General features: G+C 50.3%; 24 protein-coding genes. 11 read left to right on the forward strand and 13 right to left on the reverse strand.

The window, feature by feature from the left end; translation table 11 throughout:
* Positions 1-224: 224 nt before the first annotated feature.
* Both ACYU87_RS12255 and ACYU87_RS12260 read right to left on the reverse strand, forming a co-directional pair.
* Positions 225-911, reverse strand: a complete 687-nt coding sequence (locus ACYU87_RS12255; RefSeq protein ID WP_461134376.1) for a CAP domain-containing protein — start codon at positions 909-911, stop codon at positions 225-227.
* Between the two features lie 149 nt (positions 912-1,060).
* Positions 1,061-1,897: a sugar phosphate isomerase/epimerase family protein gene (locus ACYU87_RS12260; RefSeq protein ID WP_461134377.1), complete on the reverse strand. Its 837-nt coding sequence runs from the start codon at positions 1,895-1,897 to the stop codon at positions 1,061-1,063.
* 159 nt (positions 1,898-2,056) lie between these two features.
* Here ACYU87_RS12260 and ACYU87_RS12265 point away from each other — a divergent pair, with 159 nt between their 5' ends.
* Positions 2,057-3,181: a T9SS type A sorting domain-containing protein gene (locus ACYU87_RS12265; protein WP_461134378.1), complete on the forward strand. Its 1,125-nt coding sequence runs from the start codon at positions 2,057-2,059 to the stop codon at positions 3,179-3,181.
* Between the two features lie 27 nt (positions 3,182-3,208).
* Here ACYU87_RS12265 and ACYU87_RS12270 read toward each other — a convergent pair whose 3' ends face one another.
* Both ACYU87_RS12270 and accD read right to left on the reverse strand, forming a co-directional pair.
* Positions 3,209-4,186 (reverse strand): radical SAM protein, encoded by a 978-nt coding sequence (locus ACYU87_RS12270; RefSeq protein WP_461134379.1) that lies wholly within the window; start codon positions 4,184-4,186, stop codon positions 3,209-3,211.
* A 104-nt stretch (positions 4,187-4,290) separates the two neighbouring features.
* Positions 4,291-5,133 (reverse strand): acetyl-CoA carboxylase, carboxyltransferase subunit beta, encoded by an 843-nt coding sequence (gene accD, locus ACYU87_RS12275; RefSeq protein ID WP_461134380.1) that lies wholly within the window; start codon positions 5,131-5,133, stop codon positions 4,291-4,293.
* Positions 5,134-5,316: 183 nt separating this feature from the next.
* Here accD and ACYU87_RS12280 point away from each other — a divergent pair, with 183 nt between their 5' ends.
* On the forward strand, positions 5,317-5,760 hold the full coding sequence (locus ACYU87_RS12280) for a hypothetical protein (RefSeq protein WP_461134381.1): 444 nt from the start codon (positions 5,317-5,319) through the stop codon (positions 5,758-5,760).
* 176 nt (positions 5,761-5,936) lie between these two features.
* On the opposite strand, the gene ACYU87_RS12285 is transcribed toward ACYU87_RS12280, so the two are convergent.
* Positions 5,937-7,667, reverse strand: a complete 1,731-nt coding sequence (locus ACYU87_RS12285; RefSeq protein WP_461134382.1) for a S41 family peptidase — start codon at positions 7,665-7,667, stop codon at positions 5,937-5,939.
* Between the two features lie 167 nt (positions 7,668-7,834).
* Between ACYU87_RS12285 and ACYU87_RS12290 the strand changes: the two genes are divergently transcribed.
* On the forward strand, positions 7,835-8,134 hold the full coding sequence (locus ACYU87_RS12290; RefSeq protein ID WP_461134383.1) for a Dabb family protein: 300 nt from the start codon (positions 7,835-7,837) through the stop codon (positions 8,132-8,134).
* A 111-nt stretch (positions 8,135-8,245) separates the two neighbouring features.
* On the opposite strand, the gene ACYU87_RS12295 is transcribed toward ACYU87_RS12290, so the two are convergent.
* Positions 8,246-8,659: an Ohr family peroxiredoxin gene (locus ACYU87_RS12295; protein WP_461134384.1), complete on the reverse strand. Its 414-nt coding sequence runs from the start codon at positions 8,657-8,659 to the stop codon at positions 8,246-8,248.
* A 289-nt stretch (positions 8,660-8,948) separates the two neighbouring features.
* Here ACYU87_RS12295 and ACYU87_RS12300 point away from each other — a divergent pair, with 289 nt between their 5' ends.
* From ACYU87_RS12300 to ACYU87_RS12320, 5 genes are all read left to right on the forward strand, one after another.
* Positions 8,949-10,727, forward strand: a complete 1,779-nt coding sequence (locus tag ACYU87_RS12300; RefSeq protein WP_461134385.1) for a tetratricopeptide repeat protein — start codon at positions 8,949-8,951, stop codon at positions 10,725-10,727.
* 26 nt (positions 10,728-10,753) lie between these two features.
* Positions 10,754-11,635: a DUF4292 domain-containing protein gene (locus ACYU87_RS12305; protein ID WP_461134386.1), complete on the forward strand. Its 882-nt coding sequence runs from the start codon at positions 10,754-10,756 to the stop codon at positions 11,633-11,635.
* Positions 11,636-11,659: 24 nt separating this feature from the next.
* Complete coding sequence (locus ACYU87_RS12310) at positions 11,660-13,087, forward strand: murein hydrolase activator EnvC family protein (RefSeq protein ID WP_461134387.1); 1,428 nt, start codon at positions 11,660-11,662, stop codon at positions 13,085-13,087.
* Between the two features lie 84 nt (positions 13,088-13,171).
* Positions 13,172-13,990: a 3-methyl-2-oxobutanoate hydroxymethyltransferase gene (gene panB / locus ACYU87_RS12315; protein ID WP_461134388.1), complete on the forward strand. Its 819-nt coding sequence runs from the start codon at positions 13,172-13,174 to the stop codon at positions 13,988-13,990.
* 12 nt (positions 13,991-14,002) lie between these two features.
* On the forward strand, positions 14,003-14,749 hold the full coding sequence (locus tag ACYU87_RS12320; protein ID WP_461134389.1) for an RluA family pseudouridine synthase: 747 nt from the start codon (positions 14,003-14,005) through the stop codon (positions 14,747-14,749).
* A gap of 88 nt (positions 14,750-14,837) precedes the next feature.
* Here ACYU87_RS12320 and ACYU87_RS12325 read toward each other — a convergent pair whose 3' ends face one another.
* From ACYU87_RS12325 to ACYU87_RS12340, 4 genes are all read right to left on the reverse strand, one after another.
* A complete protein-coding gene (locus ACYU87_RS12325; protein ID WP_461134390.1) occupies positions 14,838-15,020 on the reverse strand; it encodes a hypothetical protein in 183 nt (60 codons plus the stop codon).
* A 569-nt stretch (positions 15,021-15,589) separates the two neighbouring features.
* A complete protein-coding gene (locus ACYU87_RS12330; protein WP_461134391.1) occupies positions 15,590-16,807 on the reverse strand; it encodes a pyridoxal phosphate-dependent aminotransferase in 1,218 nt (405 codons plus the stop codon).
* Positions 16,808-16,890: 83 nt separating this feature from the next.
* Complete coding sequence (gene folK / locus ACYU87_RS12335; RefSeq protein WP_461134392.1) at positions 16,891-17,367, reverse strand: 2-amino-4-hydroxy-6-hydroxymethyldihydropteridine diphosphokinase; 477 nt, start codon at positions 17,365-17,367, stop codon at positions 16,891-16,893.
* 154 nt (positions 17,368-17,521) lie between these two features.
* Positions 17,522-19,351 (reverse strand): hypothetical protein, encoded by a 1,830-nt coding sequence (locus tag ACYU87_RS12340; protein ID WP_461134393.1) that lies wholly within the window; start codon positions 19,349-19,351, stop codon positions 17,522-17,524.
* 48 nt (positions 19,352-19,399) lie between these two features.
* Between ACYU87_RS12340 and ACYU87_RS12345 the strand changes: the two genes are divergently transcribed.
* On the forward strand, positions 19,400-19,561 hold the full coding sequence (locus tag ACYU87_RS12345; RefSeq protein ID WP_461134394.1) for a hypothetical protein: 162 nt from the start codon (positions 19,400-19,402) through the stop codon (positions 19,559-19,561).
* A 224-nt stretch (positions 19,562-19,785) separates the two neighbouring features.
* Here ACYU87_RS12345 and ACYU87_RS12350 read toward each other — a convergent pair whose 3' ends face one another.
* On the reverse strand, positions 19,786-20,790 hold the full coding sequence (locus tag ACYU87_RS12350) for a formylglycine-generating enzyme family protein (RefSeq protein WP_461134395.1): 1,005 nt from the start codon (positions 20,788-20,790) through the stop codon (positions 19,786-19,788).
* Positions 20,791-20,967: 177 nt separating this feature from the next.
* Between ACYU87_RS12350 and ACYU87_RS12355 the strand changes: the two genes are divergently transcribed.
* Positions 20,968-22,851, forward strand: coding sequence for an ABC-F family ATP-binding cassette domain-containing protein (locus ACYU87_RS12355; RefSeq protein WP_461134396.1), 1,884 nt, complete (start codon positions 20,968-20,970; stop codon positions 22,849-22,851).
* 87 nt (positions 22,852-22,938) lie between these two features.
* A complete protein-coding gene (locus ACYU87_RS12360) occupies positions 22,939-23,586 on the forward strand; it encodes a DedA family protein (protein ID WP_461134397.1) in 648 nt (215 codons plus the stop codon).
* Positions 23,587-23,588: 2 nt separating this feature from the next.
* Here ACYU87_RS12360 and ACYU87_RS12365 read toward each other — a convergent pair whose 3' ends face one another.
* Both ACYU87_RS12365 and ACYU87_RS12370 read right to left on the reverse strand, forming a co-directional pair.
* On the reverse strand, positions 23,589-24,947 hold the full coding sequence (locus ACYU87_RS12365; protein ID WP_461134398.1) for an NAD-dependent succinate-semialdehyde dehydrogenase: 1,359 nt from the start codon (positions 24,945-24,947) through the stop codon (positions 23,589-23,591).
* Positions 24,948-25,058: 111 nt separating this feature from the next.
* A complete protein-coding gene (locus ACYU87_RS12370; RefSeq protein WP_461134399.1) occupies positions 25,059-25,544 on the reverse strand; it encodes a MarR family winged helix-turn-helix transcriptional regulator in 486 nt (161 codons plus the stop codon).
* Between the last annotated feature and the right edge of the window lie 82 nt (positions 25,545-25,626).

A 25,626-nucleotide genomic window follows, 5' to 3' on the forward strand; every position in this document is an offset into this window, starting at 1 on the left:
GGATTGATGAGCGCTTTCATGATCTATGTGTTTAGTGATGTACTGGGCTGTTTTGATAGATCAAAGGTCGGCACCCGGACCCGCAGGCCCTGTCACAAATGAGTCAATCGCTGATACTTTTGAGATTCGGTACCGCAATCACTACGTCGGTGCTGGTAAATTTGAGATAACCAGGCAAAACCAGTAGCGAACAGGTCTGCCGTCCGGCAAGCGCCAGGTACTCGTTATCGATCGACTTGAGTAGTCGTATAAGGCGTGCCGAAGTTTTGTACCAACTGGCCAAACGGGGGGCGACGCTGCCTGAACGGATTAGCCGACAGGCGTACAGCACAGCCAACGTGGGTGTACACAGGATTTAGCAAGTTGGCCCGGTGATGGGGCGAGTTGAGCCATTGCACAACCGCATAACGCGCGTAGCCCGCGTAGGTATACGGACTGTAGAGTTGCCTGTTCTCCAGACTCAGGTAATCATATTGCTGAAGTCGGGCATTGTAGCGCACGCCAAACCGGTCAGGTGTATCAATGGTTTGGTATTTGCCAATATTTTCGGCTAATCGACCAAACCGTTTTGTCTGCTTCTGAACCCGATTGAGTACCGTGAGGTCAGACAGCTGATAGAGATTTTCGTGACTCGTGTAGTCGTACCGGATCATTGACTCAGCATGGCTTTGAGCGGCCTGGTATAACGCCCAGTCGAACCGGAGTATGGGTAAGCCTGCTATACGGCGGGCTTCGTTGGTAGCCTGAAACAAAGCCACGTCCAGTAGGGCGCTGTCGGGCTTGTCCAGCACCATTATTTGCTGGCTGATGGGTTGCGCGAAAAAGGCCTCGTCGCTCAAAAGATAGGCTTCAGGTAGGCCACTTATGCTGGTCAGCCAACGACCTACCTGAAACACAATCCACCAGTTCATGGCCAAACGATTTAACTTGGATTCATCAAGTTAAATCGTTTCATCTTCTGCTCCAACAAAATTCTGATTCTTTTGTCTGCGCGAAGTACTGTGATGCAGCCCTGAGAAAAAGCGCCCTATTCGTTCAGTAATCCTCAGCGAAAAAGCCGCTAATAGTCAAGCCGAGCCAGGTAATCATAGTCATATTTGGCGCTCTCCAGCGCTGTTTTTGGGTACTCTTCCTGCTCGACAAAAAAGTATTTCACCCCCGACTTATCCATGTTCTGCAACATCTGCTTCACATTGATCTGCCCCTTCCCAAATTCCGTACTTTCTTTTTTCGCTTTGTCCATGTCCTTGAGGTGCCACAACGGGAAACGGCCGGGGTATTTCTTAAAATAAGCGAGTGGGTCGTTGCCGGTTACGATAACCCAACCCAAATCCATCTCCATTTTAACGAGATCGGCATCGGTGCGATCCAACAAAATGTCGTACAGAACCTTACCATCAACCTTGTCGAATTCATACTCGTGATTATGGTAGCCAAACACCAGATTTGCTTTTTTGCAGGCTTCAGCCGCTTTCGAGAAAGTATCGGCGCAGCGCTGGTAATTGGCTACGGTCTGACCTTCCGACGGCAGCGATGAGCACACCAGGTAAGTCTGGCCCGCTTCGGCGGCCATGTCGATGGATCGCTGCCAATCGGTATCGATGTGCACGTGACCACTGCGAACGGTCATGCCCAGATCATTGGCAATCTTTTTGATTTCTTTGGGTTGCAGGCCATAAAAATTCCCTTTGGCACTACGGGCCGACTCCAGTTCTTTGTAGCCGATTTTGGCCAGTTGCTTGAGAGTCCCGGCGGCATCGTCCAGCATCTCTTTCCGGACGGTGTACAACTGAATACCCACATTTTTCACCTTAGCGGCTTCCGCCAGATTGGGAGCAAAGAGGGCACTGGCGGCTAAACAGCCCGATGTTTTCAAAAACGCACGTCTTGTCTGCATAAAAATATAGGATTGAATCAGCCGCCCGCACAGGATGTTTGAGCCGAGGCTGAAAAGTACGAAAATACCACTTACGAAATGTTCTGCCCTCCGTATACGGATACGCATTCATTTGAAGTTATCTGGATACCTTATTCTACCCTTCTTCCTGCTCTTCTTATGAAAACGATACTGACCCTCTGCCTGACTCTACTATGTGTTCAGATTTCATGGGCTACGCATTTGCTCGGCGGATATATTCAGGCCAGGCCCGCTGCGGGTTCGGCACTCCAGCAAACGATTACGGCGGTCCTGTATCTGGACGAAATCAACGGGAAGCCAGCCGCCGATCAGGCCTCGTCGATTCAGGTTTGTTTTGGCGATGGCAGCACAGGAATAGCGTATCGGGCAAGTCGGTTATTTATAAACGATAAAAGTACGAGTATCAACAGCTACACCATCGTTCACACGTACGCCGGAGCAAGTACGTACACGCTGACCGTTTTGCTATCGAGCAGAACCGGCGTTAAAAACATAACCAACGCAGACAGGCAGTTACTAGCTCTCGAAACCACCATCTCGACCAATACGCCAGCGGTTAACCAAACACCAACACCCGGCTTTCCTCAGAATGGGTTTCGCGTGAGCGCCGGAAGAAAGGCAACCCTGTTACTAACGGCCACCGATGCCAACGGCGATAGCCTCGTTTATGGGCTGGCCAGACCGCTTACGGGAAAAAGTCAGGACGAATGCAATCGTCAGTCGATTCCTTCGTACCGATTTCCGAATGATTTGACGCAGAAAGGCACCTTTAAAATCAATTACCGCACTGGAGAACTGGTTTGGGATGCTCCCGTTGATCCAGGCTATTATAGTCTGGCCATGACCATTGGCGAATACCGGGCTGGCGTCCTGATTAGTCAAACGCTTCAGGAACTTACCTTACTTGTAGAAGATGCGACGGGTACACCCGGTACAATTCCCCCTTACGAAGCCGCTATCGAGAGCCCTTCTACGGGTCTGGTCACAGCCAGCGAGGAAAAGGAAGACGTAAATTTTCATCTTATAACGTTTCCGAATCCGGTAGATGACCGCTTACAGATCGTTCTTCAAACCAGTAATCCAACAACTGCTACCTTGCAGTTGAGTGATGGAAACGGCCATAAACTTCACGAACTATCCTTTCCGCGGATGGCTCGTCAGCATGAACAAGTCATCAGCATGAGTAGCCTGGCACCGGGAATTTACTTCATCCGGGCTGTGGCCGGCGAACGGACTCTGGTGAGAAAGATCGTAAAAAGGTAGGTTTGGCGATCTACCAACAAGACAACGTTACAGCAGTTGCTTCCAGGTGCCTTTTACCCAGTTGTATTTCAGCGTGCTAGGGAGTGCCCGCCAGAAGTATTTGGTCACCTCAACGGCAAAGGAAGGTTGCATGTAGCAGTTGATGGCACAGCCTTCGCAGGCGGGCAAACGTCCCTCCAAGGCAACCAGCTTCTGTACGTCTTCGGAGCGATACAGGGCGTACAAGTTATCATCGACGGCAAAGTCTTTCAACCCCAAATGGTAGCAGGGCAGAACGAGTTTGTTTTCCGGAGAAAGCACGATCGTTGTACTGGCCGCGCGGCAAATGGGATCGTCGATGTGATTACCTCCGTCGCGACGTAACTGAATAAACGCGTCGTTCAGATACACGTTTTTCTGCTTACCCCACCACGACATTTGCGCCAGCGCGTCTTCCGAGAAGCGATCGCCGGTCTCAACGGCATTGTACTCAAATACCGGATTGAGGATCAAAACCAGATCATTGGGAAGGCAGATTTCCTCGTGCATTTGCCTGATTTTATCTACGTTGTGTTCGAAAACCGTAAACAGAATATCAGGTCGTTCGCCAAGGCTACGCGCCAGGGCAATGGACTCCATCACCTTATCAAAACAGGTTACACCCCGGGAGGCATCATGTTCTTCGGCAATGGGCGAATCGAGCGAGAAGTGAAGCATATCGACCAGACCACGCAGCCGTTCTGCCTGTTTGGGATACAGGAGTCCATTGGTCGTAACGGTGGTGATCAGTCCCAGGCGTTTGGCTTCCTGAAGCAGTTCGGGCAATTGGCGGTGAAGCAGGGGTTCGCCCCCTGTGAAATCGACCACCCGCACCCCCAGCTTTTTAAGGTCCCGCAGGTTCTGGCGGGCATTGTCGAGGGTTACGTAGGGGGAAGGCCGCTCCCATATATCGCAAAAACTACAGCTCGCGTTGCAGCGATACGTGAGGTAGTAATTGCACAGAACCGGATGGGAGACAAGGCGCATGAACAATGAATGTGTAGGAACGCAACCCTTTGCGTCTCATATCCGAATGGTTTTGTTGGCCATCGTACACTTGCCGGTAAAAAAAGACGCAAAGGGCTGCGTCTCTACAATAGCATTCTGAACAGGCTTACTAATTTGTCTTTCAGGTCTTTCCGATCAACGATAAAGTCGAGGAAGCCATGATCGAGGACAAATTCGGCACTTTGAAATCCTTTTGGCAGATCTTTACCGATGGTTTCGCGAATAACACGGGGACCGGCAAAACCAATAAGTGACTCGGGTTCGGCAATGTTGAAATCGCCCAGCATGGCGTAGGAAGCCGTAACACCACCCGTGGTTGGATCCGTCAGTAGCGACACATAAGGCAGTTTTGCTTTTTCCAGTAGCGCCAGTTTTGCCGATGTTTTTGCCATTTGCATCAGCGAGAAGCCAGCTTCCATCATGCGAGCCCCACCCGATTTTGATACCATCAGAAAGGGCGTCTTGTTCGCAATGGCGTGATCGATGGCCCGCGCAATCTTTTCACCCACAACAGAGCCCATGGACCCCCCAATGAAATTAAAATCCATAACGGCCATGGTAACCGTGAGGCCATTCATTGGGCCGTAGGCTGTCCGAACGGCATCTTTCAATCCTGTTTTGGCGATGGTTGCCTTTACACGATCCGGATAGGCTTTGGTATCGACAAAGTTGAGTGGGTCGGCCGACCGCATGTCTGCATCGAGTTCCGTGAATTCATTGTCGTCGAACAGAATCGAGAAGTACGCTTCTGACCCTATTTTTTCGTGGTAATTACAATGAACACAGGTATACGCGTTGAGTTTGTGCTCCCGCGTATTCATTACTTTTTTGCAGTTCGGACACTGATACCACAACCCGTCGGGAGCCTCCCGTTTCATTTCGGTTGGGGTCTGAATACCCTTATCTTTTCGGACGAACCAAGACATTTTCAGTAAATAATTATCAGGAAAGGAGCGACAAATGTACAAAGAAAAGCACGATGAACGCTACCCTTTGTCGTTTCAGTAAGAAGTCCTGCCCGGCGGGTGATCGCGCGCACGGATTAGCCAGACAGTCGGTTTACAGAATACTCCGTTTTTTTGTAACGATAAAGTCGTTGTTTTGCGGCTATGAAACACGTATTGACGGCTTTACTTTTCGCTGTAACCCTATCGGCCTTCGGGCAGGCATCGGTAGCGTATTACCCATTCAATAATCTTATTTCGGTTAGCACCAACGCAGATCGTGCCTTTTGGGCCGATGCCCGGGTACAGACCAACACTGTATTTGGCTCCTTGAGCACCACAATCTGCCCCATGATCAACGTGGCCCGGAAGGCTCAGGTCAACTATTACACGGGGCTGGGTGTACGATTTAATGCGCTCAACGGAATCGATAATCGGGATATACTGGAAGGGTATTCCCTGCATGTGGGGGTGCGCATCAAACCCCTGGTTATGATTCCGAATCTACGTGTCGCCTTCGAAATTGCCCCCTACTCCCGTAAAGATTTCAAAACGGGAAATCTCCAGTCATCGCTGGGCCTGGTCTACCAGTTCAGCAAAAAACAATAAGGTCTAGGGTTGGCGGACGCATGTGTACTGGACGTGTCAGTCAGCCCTAAACCATAAATTCAGTTACCCGTGGTTCGTGTCTTCATGAACCATCTTCCCGAAAGGGAAATCTTGCTGACGCACGAGCGATTCGTGAAGATACGACTACTCATGCGTCAGCAAACCGAAAACCGAATTTACTTCTGGTTGTACGTCATCGCTCCGTGCTCCAGTTTATTGGCCCGGTCGAAAAGTTTGAGTGATTTCTGAAACGTGTCATCGGTTTGGCTGATAACACGGAAGAACTCATTATTCTGGCCGCCCTTATTATTCTTCTGGTAGATAGACCGGGCGACCAGCGCCTTGATCTGATTTTTCAGGTAGTTTTTCGAGCGGTTGTATTCTTTCTCGTTGAACTTGATTCCCTCAGCCGTTGCGTCTTTTACCAGACGACTCATCTGCTCATCGTCGATCACAACCGTACGGTCAAACTCCTCGAACGGCAGTTTCTCCAGTCTCTTCCGGTTATCGTTGGCATATTCCATGGCGAACTCACGGATGATGTTCTTACCATATAGCTGTACCAGATAAGCGGTCTGCCAGGTCGAATCCCTCGGAATAAAATAATCGGGAGTAATGCCCCCACCACCGTACACAACCCGTCCGCCGTCGGTTTTGAACTTGAGCTTAGGGTCGTTCTTGATGGAATCGGCAATGTAATACTCGCCCCGTTTCGAGCGCTGGTCAAGGTCTTTTTCGTAATCGCCCTCGTGACCGGGTACATAAGGTTTCTGAATACTCCGGCCGCTGGGCGTATAGTAGCGGGAAATCGTCAGGCGTAGTTCCGAGCCGTCAGATAGCTGTACCGGCATTTGCACTAGCCCTTTCCCGAACGACCGACGGCCTGCGATTAGCGCCCGGTCGTGGTCCTGCAACGCACCCGACACAATTTCCGACGCTGAAGCGCTTCCTTCGTCGATCAGCACCACGAGCGGGCCTTCTTCAAACTGCCCCGCGATGTGAGCCATCGTTTTACGGTCGTACCGATTATCTTTCCCATCGGTATACACCAGCAGTTTGTTCCCCGAAATGAATTCATCGGCAATGTTCGTGGCCCGGTCCATGTAGCCGCCGGGATTGTTCCGCAGGTCCATCATCAGTTGCGTCATGCCCTTCGCTTTGAGCGACGCTAAGGCCGTCTTGAACTCATCATAGGTTGTTTCCGAGAAACGGTTGATTTTGATGTAGCCAGTCTTGGCATCGATCATATAAGCAGCGTCGACCGAATACGTCGGAATCCGATCACGCGTTACCGTAAACTCTTTAGCCTGCTTATCCCCTTTCCGAAGAATGGTTAATTTAACATCCGTACCCCGCTTGCCACGCAGGGCTTTGAAGACAGCACTGTTTTCAATTTTACCACCCGTTGCCAGCGCCTTGTCGTCTACCTTGATGATCTTATCGCCACTCTGGATACCGGCCGACTCCGACGGGCCACCAGCCAGGGGCGTCACGACATAAACTGTGTCTTTATAAATATTGAACTCCACCCCGATGCCATCAAAACCACCTTCCAGCTGCGAGCGGGCCGCAATAGCATCCTGAGGGTTCATGTAGGCGGTATGCGGATCAAGCTTTTCGAGCATTTTCGTGATCGAGAAGTCGACCAGTTCGTCCGTATTGACCGTGTCGACGTAGTTATTCTCAATCAACTGCAGAATTTCCCGGTATTTGGCATAGCCTTTCCCGATGTTGTTCATGCTCTTTGTTCCACCAAAAAACGTTGCCCCAATCAGCATGCCGCCCGCCAGCGTAATGCCCAGTAGCATCGGTATCCGAACCGTTGCTTTATCGTTCTTAATTCGATTTTCGCGCCCATTAACGTCGTGACCGCCAGATGTATTCGTGGCGTTATTATCTCCCTCCATTCGTTCGTCTCGTAAGTGGTGTCTCGTATAGTCCCATAACGTTTTGAAGGTAGCGAAATGTTTGCCACGAATGGGATAAGATGTTAAAAAAATAGAAACCGCTCCTACCCCAGAAACTATGCTTACTTTTACGGAGCAGCCAATACCTTAGCCTGCCCTCAACTCTTATGTTTGTACATACCGTTTTCTTCTGGCTACGTCACCCCGAAAGTCAGAACGACCACCAGGCCCTGCGCGCTGGTCTGGAAGCACTCAAGTCGATTTCCGATATCACCACTGTTTACGTGGGCACACCCGCCGAAACCCGACGGCCGGTCATCGACCATAGCTATGATTTCGCGCTTACGCTTGTCTTTGCTGACAAAGCGGCTCACGATGCCTATCAGGTACACCCGGGTCATCTGGCCTTCGTTGACACGTGTTCGCACCTCTGGGAACGCGTTCAGATTTACGACGCCGTGAGTTAGTACGAAGGGTTAAGTAACAGGAGCGAGGAGTTCGTAGTGAGGAGTGGCTGACGCATACTATGCCGCCGGAGGCTCCTCTCTCCCAACTCCTCACTCCTAGTAGCCAACTCCTTACACCAGTACCTCAATTTTCATATCCATATTTCCCTTCACCGCTTTGGAATACGGGCAAACAGCATGAGCCGTCTCGGCCAGTTGCTGAAGCTGATCGTGGTCCATATGGGGTGCCTTAACGGTGATCTTGCCCGACAGAAACATGTTGTTGCCATCTTTATTGAGCGAAATGCTGACTTCTACCGCGTGTTCGGCAAGAATAACTTTCCGACGCTCGGCCACCGCCATCAGTGCCCCGTTGTAACAGGCACTGTACGCAGCGGCAAACAACATTTCGGGATTGGGCGCCCCGCCCTCGCCGTGCATTTCTACCGGCCGTTTAACGTCTAGTTCCAGAACACCATCGAGCGATTTAACATCGCCTTCCCGCCCGCCGACATTGCTGACGGTGGCCGTATACAAAGTTTCCATTATATTGAGTTTTAGTCCTGATCGACCGTCACCAGCGCGGCCAATTAGTCTTCTATACACTCAAATGATACCACTTGTTCACAAACTTACCCGTAAGGCAATCTATTTGCCAGCCTTCGGCAAGACGGTTGCCCGATAAAAAGGTTAGTTGTTCAGGCTGGTTTGGGCATTCGCCAACATTCCATCATTTTAAACTACCTTTGTCTTAGCGGTTTATTTAAAACAGAGCTGCAATAGACCGGGTTGAGCCGCGTTTTTCGTCTATACGCATCACGACACGCAGACCAACATGACGCCAACATATAGATCATATCCAACCCGTCATCTGCTTCTGGGAATAGCGGGTAGCCTGGGGCTTCTGCTTGGGCTGTCGACCGGGCCGGTTCTGGCCCAGCGCAGAAAGGCCGATGCAGCCCTGGCGAAACCCAGCTCGGCTTCGACCACGACCGTGCGGATGGAAGAGGAAACGCTGTTTACGGAGGGCGTTCGGTATTTAATGACCGATGAACCCACCAAAGCCATTGCCCAGTTCGCCAAAGTCCTGCAAAAAGACCCGAACAACGCAGCCGCCCAGTTTTCAACAGCCAGTGCTTTTCTGAAAAGCGGTAAAACCACCGAGGCCATTCCCTACGCCACTAAAGCGCACGCGCTGGATGTAGAGAACAAGTTTTACTCGCTGCTTCTGGCGGAGCTATACGTTAAACAGAAACGCTACGGTGAAGCCGAAGACTTATACGAAGCGCTTCTGAAAAAAGGACCGGAGAACGCCGAATATGGCGTCGAATTAGCCGCTATTTATCTGTTCAACGATAAGCCCGACAAGGCGCTCGATACGTACAACAAGGTAGAGCGCGAGCTAGGGTTGAATGAAGAGATTACCCGGCAAAAACAGCGTATTTATCTCAAACAGAACAAAATAGACAAAGCCATTGAAGAGGCCGAGAAATTAGTTGCGTCAGAACCGTCCGATCCCGACTACCTTCTCGAAGGGGCAGAACTATTGATCGCCAACGACCGGACAGACCAGGCCATTAGCTGGATCGACCGCGCGCTCAAATTAAGTGCTGATTTACCCCAGGCCCACGTACTGCTGGCGGATATTTACCGCAAAAAGGGCGACATGGACCGCGTGAGCAAGGAACTGAATAAAGTATTGGCCAGCCCCAACCTGGAAGCGGGTTTGAAAGCCCGTATTCTGTCGAGCTATATGGGCATGACGGGGTCCAACCCGACAGCCCAGCAGGACGCGCTTGGTATGGCGCAGAACCTGGCCAAAACCTCCCCCAACGATCCTAAAACGCAGGTGATGCTGGCTGATTTACTGCACCAGCAGGGCAAGAAAGCCGAAGCGCGCGATGCATACGCCAAAGCGGCCCGGCTGGACGGTTCCACGTATGAAGTTTGGGAAGCGCTGCTGCAACTGGATGGCGAACTGAATCAGGTTGACAGCCTGCTGGTTCACTCCGAGAAAGCGCTGGAAGTATTTCCTACGCAAGGCTATTTCTGGTACTCCAACGGGTCGGCCAATCTGTACAAGCGCAAGTACCAGCAGGCCGTTGACGCACTCGAAGAAAGCCAGAAGCTACTGGCGGCCAGTCCAAATGCGGAACTGAAGAAAGGTATTTACGCCCAGTTAGGTGACGCGTACAACGGTTTGGGCGATCATACCAAATCTGACGAAGCGTACGAAGCCGTTCTGAAGGTGGATCCACTGAACGATCACGTACTGAACAACTACAGCTATTTTCTGTCCTTACGGAAAGAAAACCTGCCCAGAGCGGTCCAGCTGGCCCAAAAACTGGTTGAACGTAACCCAACAAATGCTACGTATCTGGATACTTATGCCTGGGTCCTCTTCGTATCGAAAGAGTACGCTAAAGCTAAACAGTATCTGGAAAAAGCCCTGGCTGATCCGGCAAATGTAAGTGGCACCATCATCGAGCATTATGGCGATGTGCTTTATCAACTGGGCGATCGCGACAAAGCACTTGAGCAATGGAAGCAAGCCAAAGTTAAAGGCAGCGCCAGCCCCGACTTAGAGAAGAAAATAGCGTCTGGCAAACTATAGACCAGAAACCGCACGAAATCATATACATGACTAAATACCTCCTGATTGCTCTTTTGGTAAGCGTACTGTTACAGTTGGGAGGTTGCCGACGGCACAATATGCCGCAGGGCAACCGTTCGGCTCCGGGTGCGTCTGCTCCCGCCCAAACCGACTCCGTCATGGTCAGTAACCCGGCCCAAAACGCACCCGCTGATTCAGCCACGGCCGCACGCTCTGGCCCCCCGGCAGACATAGCCGAAGCCCGCGCCAATGTGGCCGACATTGACTTTCGCTTTTTAAGGGCAAAAGCAAAAATTTCCTTTAAGAGTCAGCAACAGGATATCGACAATGCGAGCGTGAACATCCGGGTTCGGCAAGACAGCCTCATCTGGCTGTCCGTCTCGAAACTAGGTATCGAAGCCGTTCGGGCCCTCATCTCCCGCGATTCAATCACCATTATTGACAAGATACACCGGGAATACTCGGTTTACAACTTCCCGACGTTGAGCAAACAGTTCAATTTTACTATGAATTTCGACTTGTTGCAAGCGTTGATTGTCGGCAATCTGCCACTGCCCAAACGACCGGCGCAAAAAAGCAAAACTGAGCCGGATTACCTGCTTCTTCGCCAGAGCGAAGGCAACGTGCTGGTCGAAAATTACATTGGCGAACAGAACAGGAAGCTGAAAAAACTGGTGGTTACGGAGCAACCAACAAAAAACACGTTGCGCCTTGACTACGACGACTTTACGTCGTTGAACAACGTCCTGTTTCCTTACACCAGCGTGGTAACAGTAGACTATAAGTCGAAAACCGACGGACAGTTTTACCAGACCTTACTTCGTATCAAGCATAATAAGGTTGAACTGGTCAATGAAAACCCCGGGTTTCCTTTCTCGATACCCGCTTCTTACACTCGTCGACCCTAAGTTTAGTCGTTGGTTTTATTCATTATGTACGTCAAGTTTCGTCCTTTTTCCACTATTGTCCACTGGTCAGTCATTGGTTTGCTTGTCATCGGCTGTGTGTGCCTGACCGAGCCGGTTCAAGCGCAGCAGACGGTACATAACCGGCAGGTGCTGGAAAAAGAAAAAAAACAGAATCTGGAGAAAATGAACCAGATCCGGACTATTCTGAAGCAGACCGCGTCGGAAAAGCAGGCGGGCCTGGGGCAATTGAAAGCGCTGGATCAGCAGATTCAAACGCAGTCAAAGCAGATTGGTCTGTTGAACAAAGACCTGCAACTAACGGAGTCAGAAATCGCTGAACTTCGACAGGCGAGCGCCACACTGACCAAAAACCTCAACAAATTGCGGGCAGAGTATGGCTCTATGATTTACGCAGCTGACAAACGGCGACAACAGGTTAATCCACTGGGCTTTCTGTTCGCTGCCGATAATTTCAACCAGCTCGTTGCCCGTTACCGTTACCTGCGCCAGTATTCCGACGCCCGTCTGAGCCAGGTTCGGCAGATGAACAATGTCAAGACGATGTTGAAGGGGAAACAACAGGCAACTATTCGGAAACGGCAGGAGCAGAAAAACACCATCGGGGCTAAAGTAAATGAGACAAAAAGCCTGGAAACCCTGAAAGTTGTCAAAAATCAGGTTGTCAAAGAATTAAGCCAGAAAGAGACTGAACTTAAAACCGAGCTGGACGAAAGTCGTCGGTCCGTGGCTCAGCTTGAGTCGCTGATCAAACGATTGATTCTGCGCGAAGCCAAAGAACGCGCTGAACGGGAAGCCCGCGAACGCGCCGACCGCGAACGCATTGCCCGGCTTGAGGCTGAGCGCAAAGCGGCCGAACGAAAACGCGCCGAAGCCGCCATTGCCGCAGCCGCCAAAGCGGGCGAAAAGCCAGCCCCTGCCGACATAGCGAAAGTGGAGCGCCCGGTTGAACCGGAGCCAGCCGCTAAAAAGCCCGACGAACGGCGTAATAACAACCTTAACGACGAAGAAACAGCCCTGGCGTCGTCATTCACGGGTGCTCGGGCGCGTTTGCCCTGGCCTGTCACAAAAGGCTTTATTTCGGATCATTTTGGTCGTAAGCCCCACCCTGTGCTCAGAGGTATCTATGTGGAGAACCAGGGTGTTGATATTCAAACGAACGCGGGCGAAGGCGTGCGGTCGGTCTACGACGGCATTGTCCAGGACGTTACCAGCATGCCGGGCATGAACAACGTTGTGGCCATTCAGCACGGCGACTACTTTACAGTCTACGCCAAGCTCCGAAGCGTATCCGTCCGAATCGGGCAACGGGTAAAAGCCCGTGAGTCAATTGGTACAGTAGCCACCGACAAGAACGGCGTCTCCGAAATTCAATTTCAGATCTGGAAGGAGTTTACCAAACTCAACCCCGAATCGTGGCTCACACCCAGGTAATTTATAGTTTGTAGTGCATAGTTTGTAGTTTTGACTGCTGGTTAACTGAGTACGACCACGAATGACAAACCACAAACTTGAATTATGTCTGTACATAATCCCGATATCAAGCGAATTACAACGCATACTATTCAGGAGTTAAAAAATAAAGGGGAGAAGATTTCGGCCTTAACGGCTTACGATCACGCCATGGCCCAGGTCGTTGATGCAGCTGGCGTCGAACTGATTCTGGTGGGAGATTCGGCCTCGAATGTGATGGCTGGCCACGAAACGACCCTGCCCATTACCCTCGATCAGATGATCTACCACGCCAGTTCGGTGGTGCGGGGCGTTAAGCGGGCGCTGGTTGTGGTCGATTTGCCGTTTGGCTCGTACCAGGGCAACTCTACGGAAGCCTTACGGTCGGCTATCCGAATTATGAAAGAATCCGGTGCTCATGCCGTAAAGATGGAAGGCGGCCTGGAAATCAAGGAATCTATTGTACGTATTCTGAGCGCTGGTGTACCCGTTATGGGCCACCTCGGCCTTACACCGCAGTCTATTTATAAATTTGGCACGTACGCCGTACGGGCCAAAGAAGACGCCGAAGCCCAGAAGCTGATTGACGATGCACACATGCTTCAGGATATTGGCTGTTTTGGGGTGGTGCTCGAAAAAATACCCGCTGCCCTGACAAAAAAAGTATCCAGCAGCCTGAGTATTCCGACCATAGGCATTGGTGCCGGACCGGATGCCGACGGGCAGATTCTGGTTATTCATGATCTACTGGGCATTACGAATGAGTTCAAACCTCGCTTCCTGCGTCGGTACGCTGACCTGCATAAAGTTATGACTGAGGCTATTGCTCATTATGTAGACGATGTGAAAACCAACGACTTCCCGAACGAGAAAGAAGCGTATTGAGTTAAGAAAGCTATGAAGCATAAACCATTCCAGGTCATTTACGAAGACAATCACCTGCTCATTGTTAATAAAGAGCCGGGCGTTTTAGTACAAGGTGACCGCACCGGCGACGTTACGCTGCTGGATTTACTGAAGGACTACGTTAAGGAGAAATACAATAAACCAGGCGAGGTGTTTCTGGGGCTGGTTCACCGACTCGACCGCCCGGTTAGTGGCCTGGTCGTCTTTGCCCGTACCTCGAAGGCGCTGGAACGCATGAACGAGATTTTTCGGAAACGACAGGTACAGAAAACGTACTGGGCCATTGTTCGGCGGAAGCCACCCAAGGATTCTGACAAACTGGTCGGCTGGATTACAAAAGACGAACAGAAGAACCAGGTAACGGTTCATGATGTGGAAGTACCCAAGTCACAGAAGGCTGAATTATCGTATCGGGTGCTTGGCAAAATTAACGAGCACTACCTGTTAGAGGTAAACCCGATCACGGGCCGCCCGCACCAGATCAGATCGCAGCTAGCCCACATGGGGTGCCCGATTCGGGGTGACATTAAATATGGATACGATCGGGCCGTTGCCGATAAGAAAATCTACCTGCACGCCCGTCGGTTGTACTTTGTTCATCCGATCAAGCAACCGGGAGCACCAGACCGGCCACTGATTTGTAAGGCGGGCTTACCGAACGATGCTTTCTGGGAGGAGTTCCTGACCCTGGATGATGAGATATACAACGACAAGAATCTGGATTTTACATTTGAGTAGGATCAATTTTTGACTGCCCTGCAATGAGGAAGGGGCGCCTTTCCTGCCAGGAAAAGCGCCCCTTCGTATGTGAACAAAGCGTAGCTTATCAGTCGGTCATGGCTTGAGTCGTATTCTGTTCAGAAGGCGCTATATCCAGAACAATTTGTTCCATAACGCGCTCGATCATCTGAACGATCCCCCTTAACGCCCCAAATACGATACACAGCGGCAGTATAATAGGCAGGAAGAAAACCCACTGAAAAATCATATATACACGAAAGTTTCTCATCAGCTTGGGGAACAATTAAAGATTAAGTTTACGGTCAATACAAAACGGTTCTTTTATAAATTATTTGCTCAATGCTCTTTCTAACGATATTCAAATTTAACCTTGTCTTAGTACAAAAACTAGAAATAAGTTAAAAAAGTTTGTCCGCGCATTTGCCTATTTTGTAGAATAATGGGTAAAGTTGTTGTCACTTTCAGATAACCTGTTATGTATCAACTACTATGCCAAGACGTAGAAAAGGCTGAATTTCACTGATTAAATTGACCATGTGGGATATATGGCTAATATACCACTTAAATTTGGCCCTTTAGGTAAATATACCACTTAAATTTTACTAATAGTCACTTTCATACAATATAACCTTTGTTCGAACAATCATTGAATGAGACGAGTCCCTTCCCGCTTGTCAGCCCGAATTTGGCCTTTGATGCATACGCTGCTGTGTACTTTCTAAATGCCGGCCACATTATAGAAAGTACACAGCGTATACAAATACGAAAAGGGTTACGAAATCGGGCTGTACGTACAGCCTGATTTCGTAACCCTTCATACTATCAGTAATGCGTTCTCTACTTCAGGGTGGCTACAGCATCTTTAATTCGCTGTACGGCTTCTACGAGCGACTCATCCGATGCAGCGGTTGAAATGCGTAAACAATCAGGAGCCCCAAAACCAGACCCGGCCACAGTGGCCACGTAAGCGGTGTTGAGCAACCAGGAGGCAAAATCATCGGAGGTACTGATGGTTGTGGTTCCATCTGATTTACCGTAATAGTAACTGATGTCCGGAAAGGCGTAAAAAGCCCCCTCCGGTACATTGGTCCGGAAATGAGGCACCTCCTTGAGCAGTTTCACAACCAGATCGCGCCGACGGTGATACGCTTTAGCCATTTCCTGTGATGGTTCCATAGGACCGTTCAGCGCAGCCACGGTTGCTTTCTGAGCAATTGAGTTGGTACCCGACGTAACCTGGCCCTGCAGCTTTTCAACGCCGTCAGCAATCCATTTTGCCGCGCCAATGTAACCAATGCGCCAACCAGTCATGGCGTATCCTTTGGCTACACCGTTTACTGTAATGACCCGCTCCGCAATTTCAGGAATCGACCCCATGCTGAAGTGACCCTCGGGCGTAAAGTTGATGTATTCGTAGATCTCATCGGCCAGTACATGGACGTTTTCGTGCCGGGCCACCACGTCGGCAATCGCGCGAAGTTCAGCCTCCGAATAGATCGACCCCGTTGGGTTGTTGGGTGACGCATACATGACAATTTTCGTCCGGTCGGTTATGGCGGCTTCGAACTGCTCGGGCGTTACCTTGAAGTTATTATCAAAGCTACCGTCAACGACAACCGCTTTTCCTTCGGCCAGCTTTACCATTTCGGAGTAGCTCACCCAGTAAGGCGAGAAAATGATCACTTCATCGCCTGGATTTACCAGTACCTGAATAACATTGGCCAGCGAGTGTTTCGCCCCGGTCGACACAACGATGTTTTCGGGTTTCCAATCAATATTATTATCGCGCTTAAACTTATCGGCAATGGCTTTGCGGAGATCAGGGTAGCCAGCCACGGGCGAATAGCCATGGAAACCATCATCGATAGCTTTTTTGGCTGCTTCGCAAATGTGGGCGGGTGTTTTAAAATCGGGCTCTCCAACGCTCAGGCTGATTACTTTGTGGCCCAGAGCGGCCAATTCACGGGCTTTTTTGGTCATCGCCAGCGTGGACGACTCCTCCAGCGCATTGATGCGGTCGGCTAACAAACTCACGGTGTCAAGCGTGGCAGACATAATCGGTGATGTTTTAGGAAAATGATAATAAACTGACCACAAAGGTAGTAGGTTTCCAGCGGAGGGCCGCCGTTTTTGGGAAATTAAAAAAATGGCTTTACCTCTCCCTCATCATCACATTCGGCCAATAGCTGGCGGTTGGTTTTCCCAATAACCGGATGAATAAAGCCCGGCGCAATCTCTGCCAGCGGTACAAGCGTAAACCGACGCTGGTGCAAAAACGGGTGTGGAATCGTCAGCGTATCGCTTTGCTGAATCAGGTCGCCGTAGTACAGAATATCAATGTCAATGACCCGTGCGCCCCACTTCTCAAACCGGACGCGCCCTAACTCCTGCTCGATAACCTGCGCCTGCACCAGTACGTCTTCGGCCGGTAATGTTGTCTCAATAGCCAGCACCTGATTCAGGTAAGTCGGTTGATCCGATACCCCCCAGGGCGCGGTCTCATACAAAGCCGACTGCGACAGGATCGGGCCAACGTGCTGTCCGATCAGTTGAGCGGCCCGTTGCAGGGTTTTAACACGGTTGCCGAGGTTAGCACCCAGGAGCAGGTAGATCATAGGGAGAATTTTCCGGCAAAGAAAAGGGCATCGTCAGCAGGAATGCTACTGATGGAGAAAATAAATGGTACAGCCCTTTCGTCAGGAGCCGTACCACGGTGTAATTCAGCGTATATAAGAACCCTGGCACGGCTCCTGACGAAAGGCTAACGGCTTAATGAACGAGTTGGCGCGATTTCTTGTCAGAAGCCAGATACAAATGATGGTCGACGTTGATGATTTTCGAACTGTACGTTGCTTTCCACTGCCCATTGACTTCATTCAACAAACCGACCTGATAAGACGCTTCAGGTAATATATCTTCGCTAAGAGTAACCAAATTACCATTCGGCACCGGCTTACCATCCATTAAAAAGCGAGCTAATTTCCGGATACTCTGGTCTACCGGCCAGACAAAGACATGTTCTTTCGACCGTAATACGACGAAAGCACTGTTTTCTGCGGGGCTCACTGGTGGCAAGGCCTTTTTTGTCAGGATTATGTCGGCAAGTTTATGCTCAGCGTATCTGAACACGTTGTCTCTTTCCACCAGCTTCAGGTTCGCATCAAGCCGTGTCGATGGATGAGCGACCTGACGTTCAAATTCCGGCATTGGCAACCGGTAAATTTTTTGCTCGATAGCCTGTCCCAGTATCATACTATAATAGTTGCCGTAGCTCTGTTCACCGGGCGGTATCGAGATGAGTAATCCGTTCTGTCGCCAGTTATGACAATCGCTTATCAGTGATTTACGAACCGTCATTACCTCGCCAATTGTAAACCAGTAGGATGCGCCACTGAAACACAAGCTTAACCCTAAAACGATCTGACTCACCCGCCCCCGGTAAACGGGGTGTAACCAAATCATAATCAGCAGATAACCAATCCCGATCAGTACGGTTGTGAACCAGATAAACCGCGGCAGCAACAAGGCATAATGCCAGCCGATACTTCGGGCGTAGGCAATACCCAGGATCGTGATTGTCAGATAAACATAGCAAGCGATAAGGGGGAGTACAGCAACCCTACTGGGTGGCACCGACCATGTTGTTAAAACCATCTGCCAGGACGCCGGTAAGCGTTTCAGGTAGCATGAGAAACCCGTCAGATAGGCTACTAGCGTACCCGCTACCACGGCCAGTAGCCCGGTAATGACTGCACCGAGAAAGCTAAGTCCGGCAACAGACTGCGTGAAAAGACTAAATAATGAGCCACTTATCAGAAAAAAACCACCCAATACCCGCAGTGGATGAGTCAGGTTTGTAGGAGCGCTGGCTATTGACGGCTGCCCATGCGTGCACTGATAGTACAAAAGGAATGATACCAGGGAGAACACGACCCAAGTGGTCAGCCGGGCGTATTTCCGCGACACAAGCAGTAACAGAAAGCCCGAAATAAGCACAGCCAGGCCATTTCCGTTCGAAAACGTAGCCAGCATAGCCACCGGAAAGCTAAGGATATACAGAGCGGTTGAGGGCTGAGCCAGTAGCCAGAACGCCAGAAAAGCGAAGAAAAGTGCCGGTACGTGTTGAAGGGCACAAATAGCCCAGGTCATAGTAACTTCGTAATACTGGGGCTGGAACAACAGAAAGGCAATTGGCAGAATCTGTATGCCCGACAATCCTGCCCGACGGGCGATGTGAAACAGTAGCAAAACCGTAGCAATCAGCGCACCATTACCCACAAAATAGAGCGTCCTGAAATTCAACTCTCCTTCGATCAGGTAGTCGAGTATGGCGGTAAGCCGCGCGAAGACAAGCATATGCTCCTTGTGCGGTCCATGCGGAACCAGCAGTATGTCCGCTACTTCACGAGCGGTGAAGGAACTCGCTTTCAGGTGGATAATGTCGACCAGAAACGTGTAATCATCCATGTAAGGCATATTAACCGAAAGGCGGTAAACCGTCCAGATATGAATGAAAATAAGGGTACCTAAGAAAATCGGCCAGACATAGTGGCCCTTACCCGACGCTTTTTTCAACGTCGGCAGTGAAGCAGAAATCATGATGTGGAAAGAAGTAAGGTGTATTAGTCGCGCTTTAACGCATAGCCGATGCCTTTTTATTTAGCGCTGAGTAGCCAAGCCGTTGATAGAACGATGAGCGGCCGAAGTCTCAAATGGATCAGGTTTCGCGATTCCGTTGCCAATCGCTTAATTCTCCTGATTCTGACGAAGGAAGGGTACGAAGAAGCGAATGACGATCGCTGGAGGTAAGACGTCGTAAATGGCTGGAGGATGTACTGGTCATCATAATGATCCGCTTATTTACTGTCTATAGCAGGAGAGGCAAAAAGGTGAGTGGTATTAACGAAAAAACAATAAAAAAGCCCTATCGTCAGGCTGACAATAGGGCAAGAGAAGATGTATGATATAGTAGATCTATGATGCGGATGTAATGTATATGTCATATAACACATACCCTACATCATACATCTCCATCAATAGTCTTTGATCGGTTTGATTCCGTAGTAGGCTTTGATCTCTTCTTCACTGGGCGTCTTAACGGGGCGGACTAATCGGAAACCGACAAACGAGGCCGATGTTAACCACCAGTCGGACTTAGGGCTTTGTGGATCAAGCACTTTCCAGGCTGGGGCCGAGGGCGTCCGGGCCGCCGACCGCAGTATAGTGGCTTCATCATCCCAGGAACCCCCGCGTACCGAATTAGGATAAAGAGTAGTTGTTGGGGCAAAAGGTTCTTTCACTTTCCCGCTGGCTACCTGTTCGTAATACGTATCGATGTACTGGTCTTTTGTCCACTCCATCACGTTGCCGTGCATGTCGTACAGACCAAATGGATTGGGCTTTTTTGTCCCCACTTTCTTATAGCCACCATCACTGTTACCTGTAAACACTGCATACTCGCCCAGCTTCTTAACGTCTGCTCCAAAGGAATAGGGCGTTGTCGTATTGGCGCGGCAGGCATACTCCCACTCCGCTTCCGTTGGTAACCGGTAAAACACACCCGTTTTGGCATAGAGCCAGGCACAGAATTTAATGGCCGAATATTGCGTCATGTTGATGGCCGGATAACCCGCCCGGCCCATGCCGAACGACATATCTACGTAGGGCGGGCTGGGCCGTGTAGTCGCGTCGGTTTTGGCTAGGTTGGCATCCGCTTCAGTGTACTTGGCGGCCATTTCTTTCTCCATGTTCGTGAAGGCAAACAGGTCGTAGAGATCCCAGGTTACCTCGTACTTACCCATGTAAAAAGGCTCGATTTGTACTTTGTGCTGTGGCCCTTCGTCGGCATTACGCCCTTTCTCGGTGGCGGGACTACCCATCAGGTACGTTCCGCCCGGAATGGCCACCATGGCGTAGGTTTGATTGCTGCCCGGAACGGACTGCGTGTAGGATTTAACGGAACTGGTGGTTTGAGCGTTCGTGCCAACCACTACGCCACTCAGAAAAGCGATGGTTGAAAAGAAATAGTTTAGGCGCATTATTGATTTTCTGGGAAAAGGAAGTTGTATTGATTTACAGGTAAAAGTACGAACGATTTCCTTTGTTGTACCTTTGTAAAAATAAATGAAAACGTGGACGGGCCAACCTTTCTGTTTGGCCGACTGGACTGACTTTCTGAGCAGCCTTTTCTTTTCCGTCCGCTACCCGATTAACGAATGAATTATCTCTCAGCCGAAAATTTAGCGAAGTCCTACGGCGACCGTACATTGTTTAAAAACCTGACGTTCGGTATCAACCGGGGCGATAAAGTAGCCATCGTTGGTGCCAATGGTTCAGGCAAAACCACATTGCTCTCCATTCTGGCCGGGTCTACCCCACCCGACGCCGGTATTGTCAGCCATCGCAAAGACATCAGCATTGGTTACCTCGATCAGCAGCCCGACCTCAACGATGCCCTCACGATCATGGAGGTGGTGCTGGCGGGCGAAAGCGCTCAGCTCGATGCCGTGCGCGCCTACGAACACGCCTTAGCTACCGAAGACCACGACGCCCTTGACCAAGCCATGTCAAACATGGAAAAGCTCGAAGCCTGGGATTACGAAGCCCAGATTCGGCAAATATTGGGTGAATTGGGTATTCAGGATGTCAATCAGATTGCCGGTTCCCTGTCGGGTGGCCAGCGCAAACGCGTTGCACTGGCGCGGGTACTCATCCAGAATCCGGACTTACTAATTCTGGATGAGCCGACCAACCACCTTGATCTGGAAGCAATCGAATACCTCGAAAGCTACCTAAATACCAACAACGGTACGCTGTTGATGGTCTCCCACGACCGGTACTTTCTGGATCGCGTTTGCAACCAGATTGCCGAGATGGACAACGGGCAGCTCTACACCTACAAAGGTAATTACGCCTATTTCCTGGAAAAGAAAGAGGAACGCGAAGCAGCCGCAGCCTCTGAATTGACCAAAGATCGCAACACGTTCCGGCGAGAACTAGAATGGATGCGTCGGCAACCCAAAGCACGGGGCACAAAAGCACAATACCGCATCGATGCCTTCGAGGACTTGAAAGAAAAGACCAGCGGCAAACGGAACGATGGTGAACTGGATCTGAACCTGCGCATGGCGCGGCTGGGCAGTAAAATTCTTGAGGTCGAAAATCTGAGCAAACGCTTCGGCGAAAAAGTCTTGCTCGACCATTTTACCTATACCTTTAAGCGGCCCGACCGCGTAGGGTTAATTGGCAAAAACGGCATGGGTAAAACCACGCTGATGAACATGCTGACCGGCCAGCTACGGCCCGATTCGGGAAAAATTACGACGGGCGGCACCGTTAAGTTTGGCTACTACACCCAAACGGAGCTGGACTTGCCCGAAAATCAACGGGTAATTGATGTGGTACAGGATGTTGCCGAGGTAATGAAGTTAGCCAATGGCGATACCATCACGGCAACGCAGCTGCTTAGCCGGTTCCTGTTCGACCGATCCAAGCAATATGATTTTGTTGCCAAGCTGAGCGGGGGTGAGAAGCGACGCCTGCAGCTGTTGCTGGTGCTGGTGCAGAACCCCAACTTCCTGATTCTGGATGAGCCGACCAACGATCTGGACATTATGACCCTGAACGTGCTGGAAGACTTTTTACTTAACTTTCCGGGCTGCGTTCTCATTGTTACCCACGACCGGTACTTCATGGATCGGCTGGTTGAACACGTTTTTGTGATGGAAGGCGAAGGGAAAGTCCGCGATTATCCTGGTAACTACACCGATTACCGTGACTGGCGGGATGCGCAACCCAAAGCTACCCGTACTGCCAAAGCCGTTCCGGCGGAAACCAAACCTTCTGCCCCAGTATCGACTGCTGCAAAGGCTGTTCCTGGTGAAGCCAAACGGAAACTTTCGTTCAAGGAAATGAAGGAATACGAGACCATCGAAAAGGAAATTGAATCACTGGAGGAGCACAAAACCAACATTGTGGCCTTGCTGAATTCAGGAGGACCGCACGAACAACTAATGGCCTGGGCGCGAGAAATTGAAATGCTCGATCAAACCATCGCCCAAAAATCAGACCGCTGGCTGGAGTTAGCGGAATACATTTAAAGAGCGAATGAGTGAATGAGCGAAAGAGTGCTGCCCGGCCAGACACTTATTCGCTCTTTCATTCCTTCACTCTTTCACTCTTTACTTATGGATCAGATCATTACCTTTTTCCAGACGCTGCTAAACTCCGAGGAAATTATCCGGACGGGTGGGCTGGTATTGATTACTGCCATTGTTTTCGTTGAAAATGGCTTTTTCTTCGGCTTCTTCTTACCGGGCGATTATCTCCTGTTCCTGTCGGGTGTGTTTGCGGGTACCAAATTGTTAAATGTACCCTTGTGGCTACTCTTAAGTTGCATCTTCGGGGCAGCGGTAATTGGGTCACTGATTGGCTACCTGACAGGCTATTATTTTGGTGGTAAGATTAAAGATCGACCTGATTCGCTGTTTTTCAAGCAGAAATACATCGAAAACACCCGGGAAGCTTTTATCAAATACGGGAACAGTGCCCTGATCATTTCCCGGTTTCTGCCTATTGTCAGAACATTCGCCCCACTGCTGGCTGGTCTGATTCATATGCCCGCCCGTTTCTTTATGCTTTACAACGTTATTGGCGGTGTTATTTGGGTAGTAACGCTGGTGGGCGGAGGGTTTTTCTTCGGTGAGCGATTTCCCTGGATCGTCGATTACGTTCAGTACATTATTCTTTTCTTTCTAGCCGTCACGACCTTTACCGTTGTGAAGGGTTACCTCAACGCCCGGAAGGAAAAGCAGAACAAAACGGGGGAAGCCTAGCATCAGGGTTTCTCGACCCAGATCGTTTTTGTATTCACGAACTCTTTGATGCCCGCTTCTGACAACTCACGACCGAAACCGGACTGTTTGATTCCGCCAAACGGGATACGGGCATCGGAGCGCATCAGCCCATTCACAAAAACGGACCCGGCCTGAATCTGACGAGCCAGCCGGTCGGCCCGATCCAGGTCCTGCGTCCAGATGGCCGAGCCGAGGCCAAAATCAGACTGGTTGGCCAGCTGAACAGCTTCCGTTGCGTCTTTAGCGTCGATAAGTACCGCCAGGGGACCAAAGGTTTCTTCGTCAAAAGCCGCCATACCGGGTTTCACCTTGTCCAGCAACAGGGGCTGCACATTGCATTGATCGCGCTCACCACCCGCCAGCCGCTTAGCTCCTTTGGCCAGCGTAGCCTGATACTGCCGTTCGATGGCATCGGCCAGATCCAGTCGGGCCATCGGGCCCATCGTTGTGGCATCATCCATCGGGTCACCCTGTTTGATCTGGTTGATATGATGCAGAAGTCGTTCAGTAAAAGGCTTTTTGACCGATTTTTCAACGATAAATCGTTTGGCAGCGATGCAGCTTTGCCCGGCGTTCTGCATCCTCGACTTAACCGCCACTTCCGCAGCTTTGTTGAGATCAGCATCGGCCAGCACAATCAACGCGTCGGAGCCACCCAGTTCCAATACGGATTTCTTGATTTCCCGACCAGCAATGCTGGCCACCGATGCACCGGCCCGTCCGCTACCGGTAAGCGTCACCGCCTTTACCCGTTTATCGCTCAATATAGCGTCAACAGCGGGTACCTCAACCAGTAGTGATTGAAACACCCCAGCGGGCAAACCACACTCGCGAAACGCTTCTTCAAGGGCCAACGAACAGCCAGACACGTTGGGTGCATGCTTGAGCAAACCGACATTACCGGCAATCAGGCCTGGAATGGCAAAGCGCATGACCTGCCAGAACGGAAAATTCCAGGGCATTATAGCCAGCACCGACCCCAGGGGCTGATAGGTTACAAAACTCGTCTGCGCGTCGGACTCGATGCGTTGGTCAGCCAGAAAAGCCTCGGCATGATCGGCGTAAAACGTACAGGTTGCCGCGCATTTATCGACTTCACTAATCGCTTCCTTAAGCGTCTTACCCATTTCGGCCGTTATCAATTCGCCGTAGCGCTGGTTCTGGTCAGTCAGGTACTGACCGACCTTCCGTACGTAATCGGCACGCTCCCGAATTGACAAAGCCGACCAGTCGGCAAATGCCCGGTCGGCTTGTTTGAGCTTTCGCTCAACCATACTGGCGCTATCGGCCCGATAGGTCCTGAGCGTTTTCTGCGTATAAGGATTTATGGAAGTAAACATAGGAAGAGAGAGGTACTATATATGATGTATGATGTAGTATGCAGGGTATATCCATGTAATTTCTATCATGCATTATACAACCTACATCATATACAATACATCATACATGGCTTACTGTTCTTCACTTTCTAATTTATTAACCAGCTCAACCATGGTATCGACCACCTGCTCCATGCGCTCATGACCCACGATGAGGTCGAACTTATCGCGGGCTTCCTGCATACAGACCTTGAGGCTCACGAAAAGCGCTTTGCCCCGCTCGTTGAGAAAAATAATGCTGGACCGTGAGTCGTTCGGGTTTTTCTCCGTGTATATATAGCCCTCGGTTTCCAGCAACCCAACGATTTTACTCATCATCTGCTTGGTTACAGCAGCTCGTTTGGCCAGTTCGTTGTTGGTAATACCACTTTCCTCGATGTTGGACAGAAACATCAGGTAACTCATCTTAAAATCAGTGTACCCCAATGCGTGAAGACGTGGCTCAATGAAGTTACTCGTATACCGTTTGAGACGCCAGAAAAGACGCCCAATAGCCCGTTCACGAACTGCACGTAACTGGTTAAAATCAAAGGAATCTTTATCTATTTCCACGAACATATTGGCAATGTAGAAAACACTGAAACGATTTTTGACGAAAGATTGTACAAATATAGTCAACTTCCTTGACCTTATAGTCAAC

It is taken from the genome of Spirosoma lituiforme, assembly GCF_054776635.1.

Coding starts and splice junctions, on each gene's coding strand:
- ACYU87_RS12270 (WP_461134379.1), bottom strand. CDS start 4,186: ATGCGCCTTGTCTCCCATCCGGTTCTGTGCAATTACTACCTCACGTAT.
- ACYU87_RS12310 (WP_461134387.1), top strand. CDS start 11,660: ATGTACGTCAAGTTTCGTCCTTTTTCCACTATTGTCCACTGGTCAGTC.
- folK (WP_461134392.1), bottom strand. CDS start 17,367: ATGATCTACCTGCTCCTGGGTGCTAACCTCGGCAACCGTGTTAAAACC.
- panB (WP_461134388.1), top strand. CDS start 13,172: ATGTCTGTACATAATCCCGATATCAAGCGAATTACAACGCATACTATT.
- ACYU87_RS12350 (WP_461134395.1), bottom strand. CDS start 20,790: ATGCGCCTAAACTATTTCTTTTCAACCATCGCTTTTCTGAGTGGCGTA.
- ACYU87_RS12285 (WP_461134382.1), bottom strand. CDS start 7,667: ATGGAGGGAGATAATAACGCCACGAATACATCTGGCGGTCACGACGTT.
- ACYU87_RS12355 (WP_461134396.1), top strand. CDS start 20,968: ATGAATTATCTCTCAGCCGAAAATTTAGCGAAGTCCTACGGCGACCGT.
- ACYU87_RS12365 (WP_461134398.1), bottom strand. CDS start 24,947: ATGTTTACTTCCATAAATCCTTATACGCAGAAAACGCTCAGGACCTAT.
- ACYU87_RS12330 (WP_461134391.1), bottom strand. CDS start 16,807: ATGTCTGCCACGCTTGACACCGTGAGTTTGTTAGCCGACCGCATCAAT.
- ACYU87_RS12260 (WP_461134377.1), bottom strand. CDS start 1,897: ATGCAGACAAGACGTGCGTTTTTGAAAACATCGGGCTGTTTAGCCGCC.
- accD (WP_461134380.1), bottom strand. CDS start 5,133: ATGTCTTGGTTCGTCCGAAAAGATAAGGGTATTCAGACCCCAACCGAA.
- ACYU87_RS12340 (WP_461134393.1), bottom strand. CDS start 19,351: ATGATTTCTGCTTCACTGCCGACGTTGAAAAAAGCGTCGGGTAAGGGC.
- ACYU87_RS12325 (WP_461134390.1), bottom strand. CDS start 15,020: ATGAGAAACTTTCGTGTATATATGATTTTTCAGTGGGTTTTCTTCCTG.
- ACYU87_RS12265 (WP_461134378.1), top strand. CDS start 2,057: ATGAAAACGATACTGACCCTCTGCCTGACTCTACTATGTGTTCAGATT.
- ACYU87_RS12255 (WP_461134376.1), bottom strand. CDS start 911: ATGAACTGGTGGATTGTGTTTCAGGTAGGTCGTTGGCTGACCAGCATA.
- ACYU87_RS12370 (WP_461134399.1), bottom strand. CDS start 25,544: ATGTTCGTGGAAATAGATAAAGATTCCTTTGATTTTAACCAGTTACGT.
- ACYU87_RS12295 (WP_461134384.1), bottom strand. CDS start 8,659: ATGGAAACTTTGTATACGGCCACCGTCAGCAATGTCGGCGGGCGGGAA.
- ACYU87_RS12290 (WP_461134383.1), top strand. CDS start 7,835: ATGTTTGTACATACCGTTTTCTTCTGGCTACGTCACCCCGAAAGTCAG.
- ACYU87_RS12280 (WP_461134381.1), top strand. CDS start 5,317: ATGAAACACGTATTGACGGCTTTACTTTTCGCTGTAACCCTATCGGCC.
- ACYU87_RS12360 (WP_461134397.1), top strand. CDS start 22,939: ATGGATCAGATCATTACCTTTTTCCAGACGCTGCTAAACTCCGAGGAA.
- ACYU87_RS12300 (WP_461134385.1), top strand. CDS start 8,949: ATGACGCCAACATATAGATCATATCCAACCCGTCATCTGCTTCTGGGA.
- ACYU87_RS12345 (WP_461134394.1), top strand. CDS start 19,400: ATGCCTTTTTATTTAGCGCTGAGTAGCCAAGCCGTTGATAGAACGATG.
- ACYU87_RS12305 (WP_461134386.1), top strand. CDS start 10,754: ATGACTAAATACCTCCTGATTGCTCTTTTGGTAAGCGTACTGTTACAG.
- ACYU87_RS12320 (WP_461134389.1), top strand. CDS start 14,003: ATGAAGCATAAACCATTCCAGGTCATTTACGAAGACAATCACCTGCTC.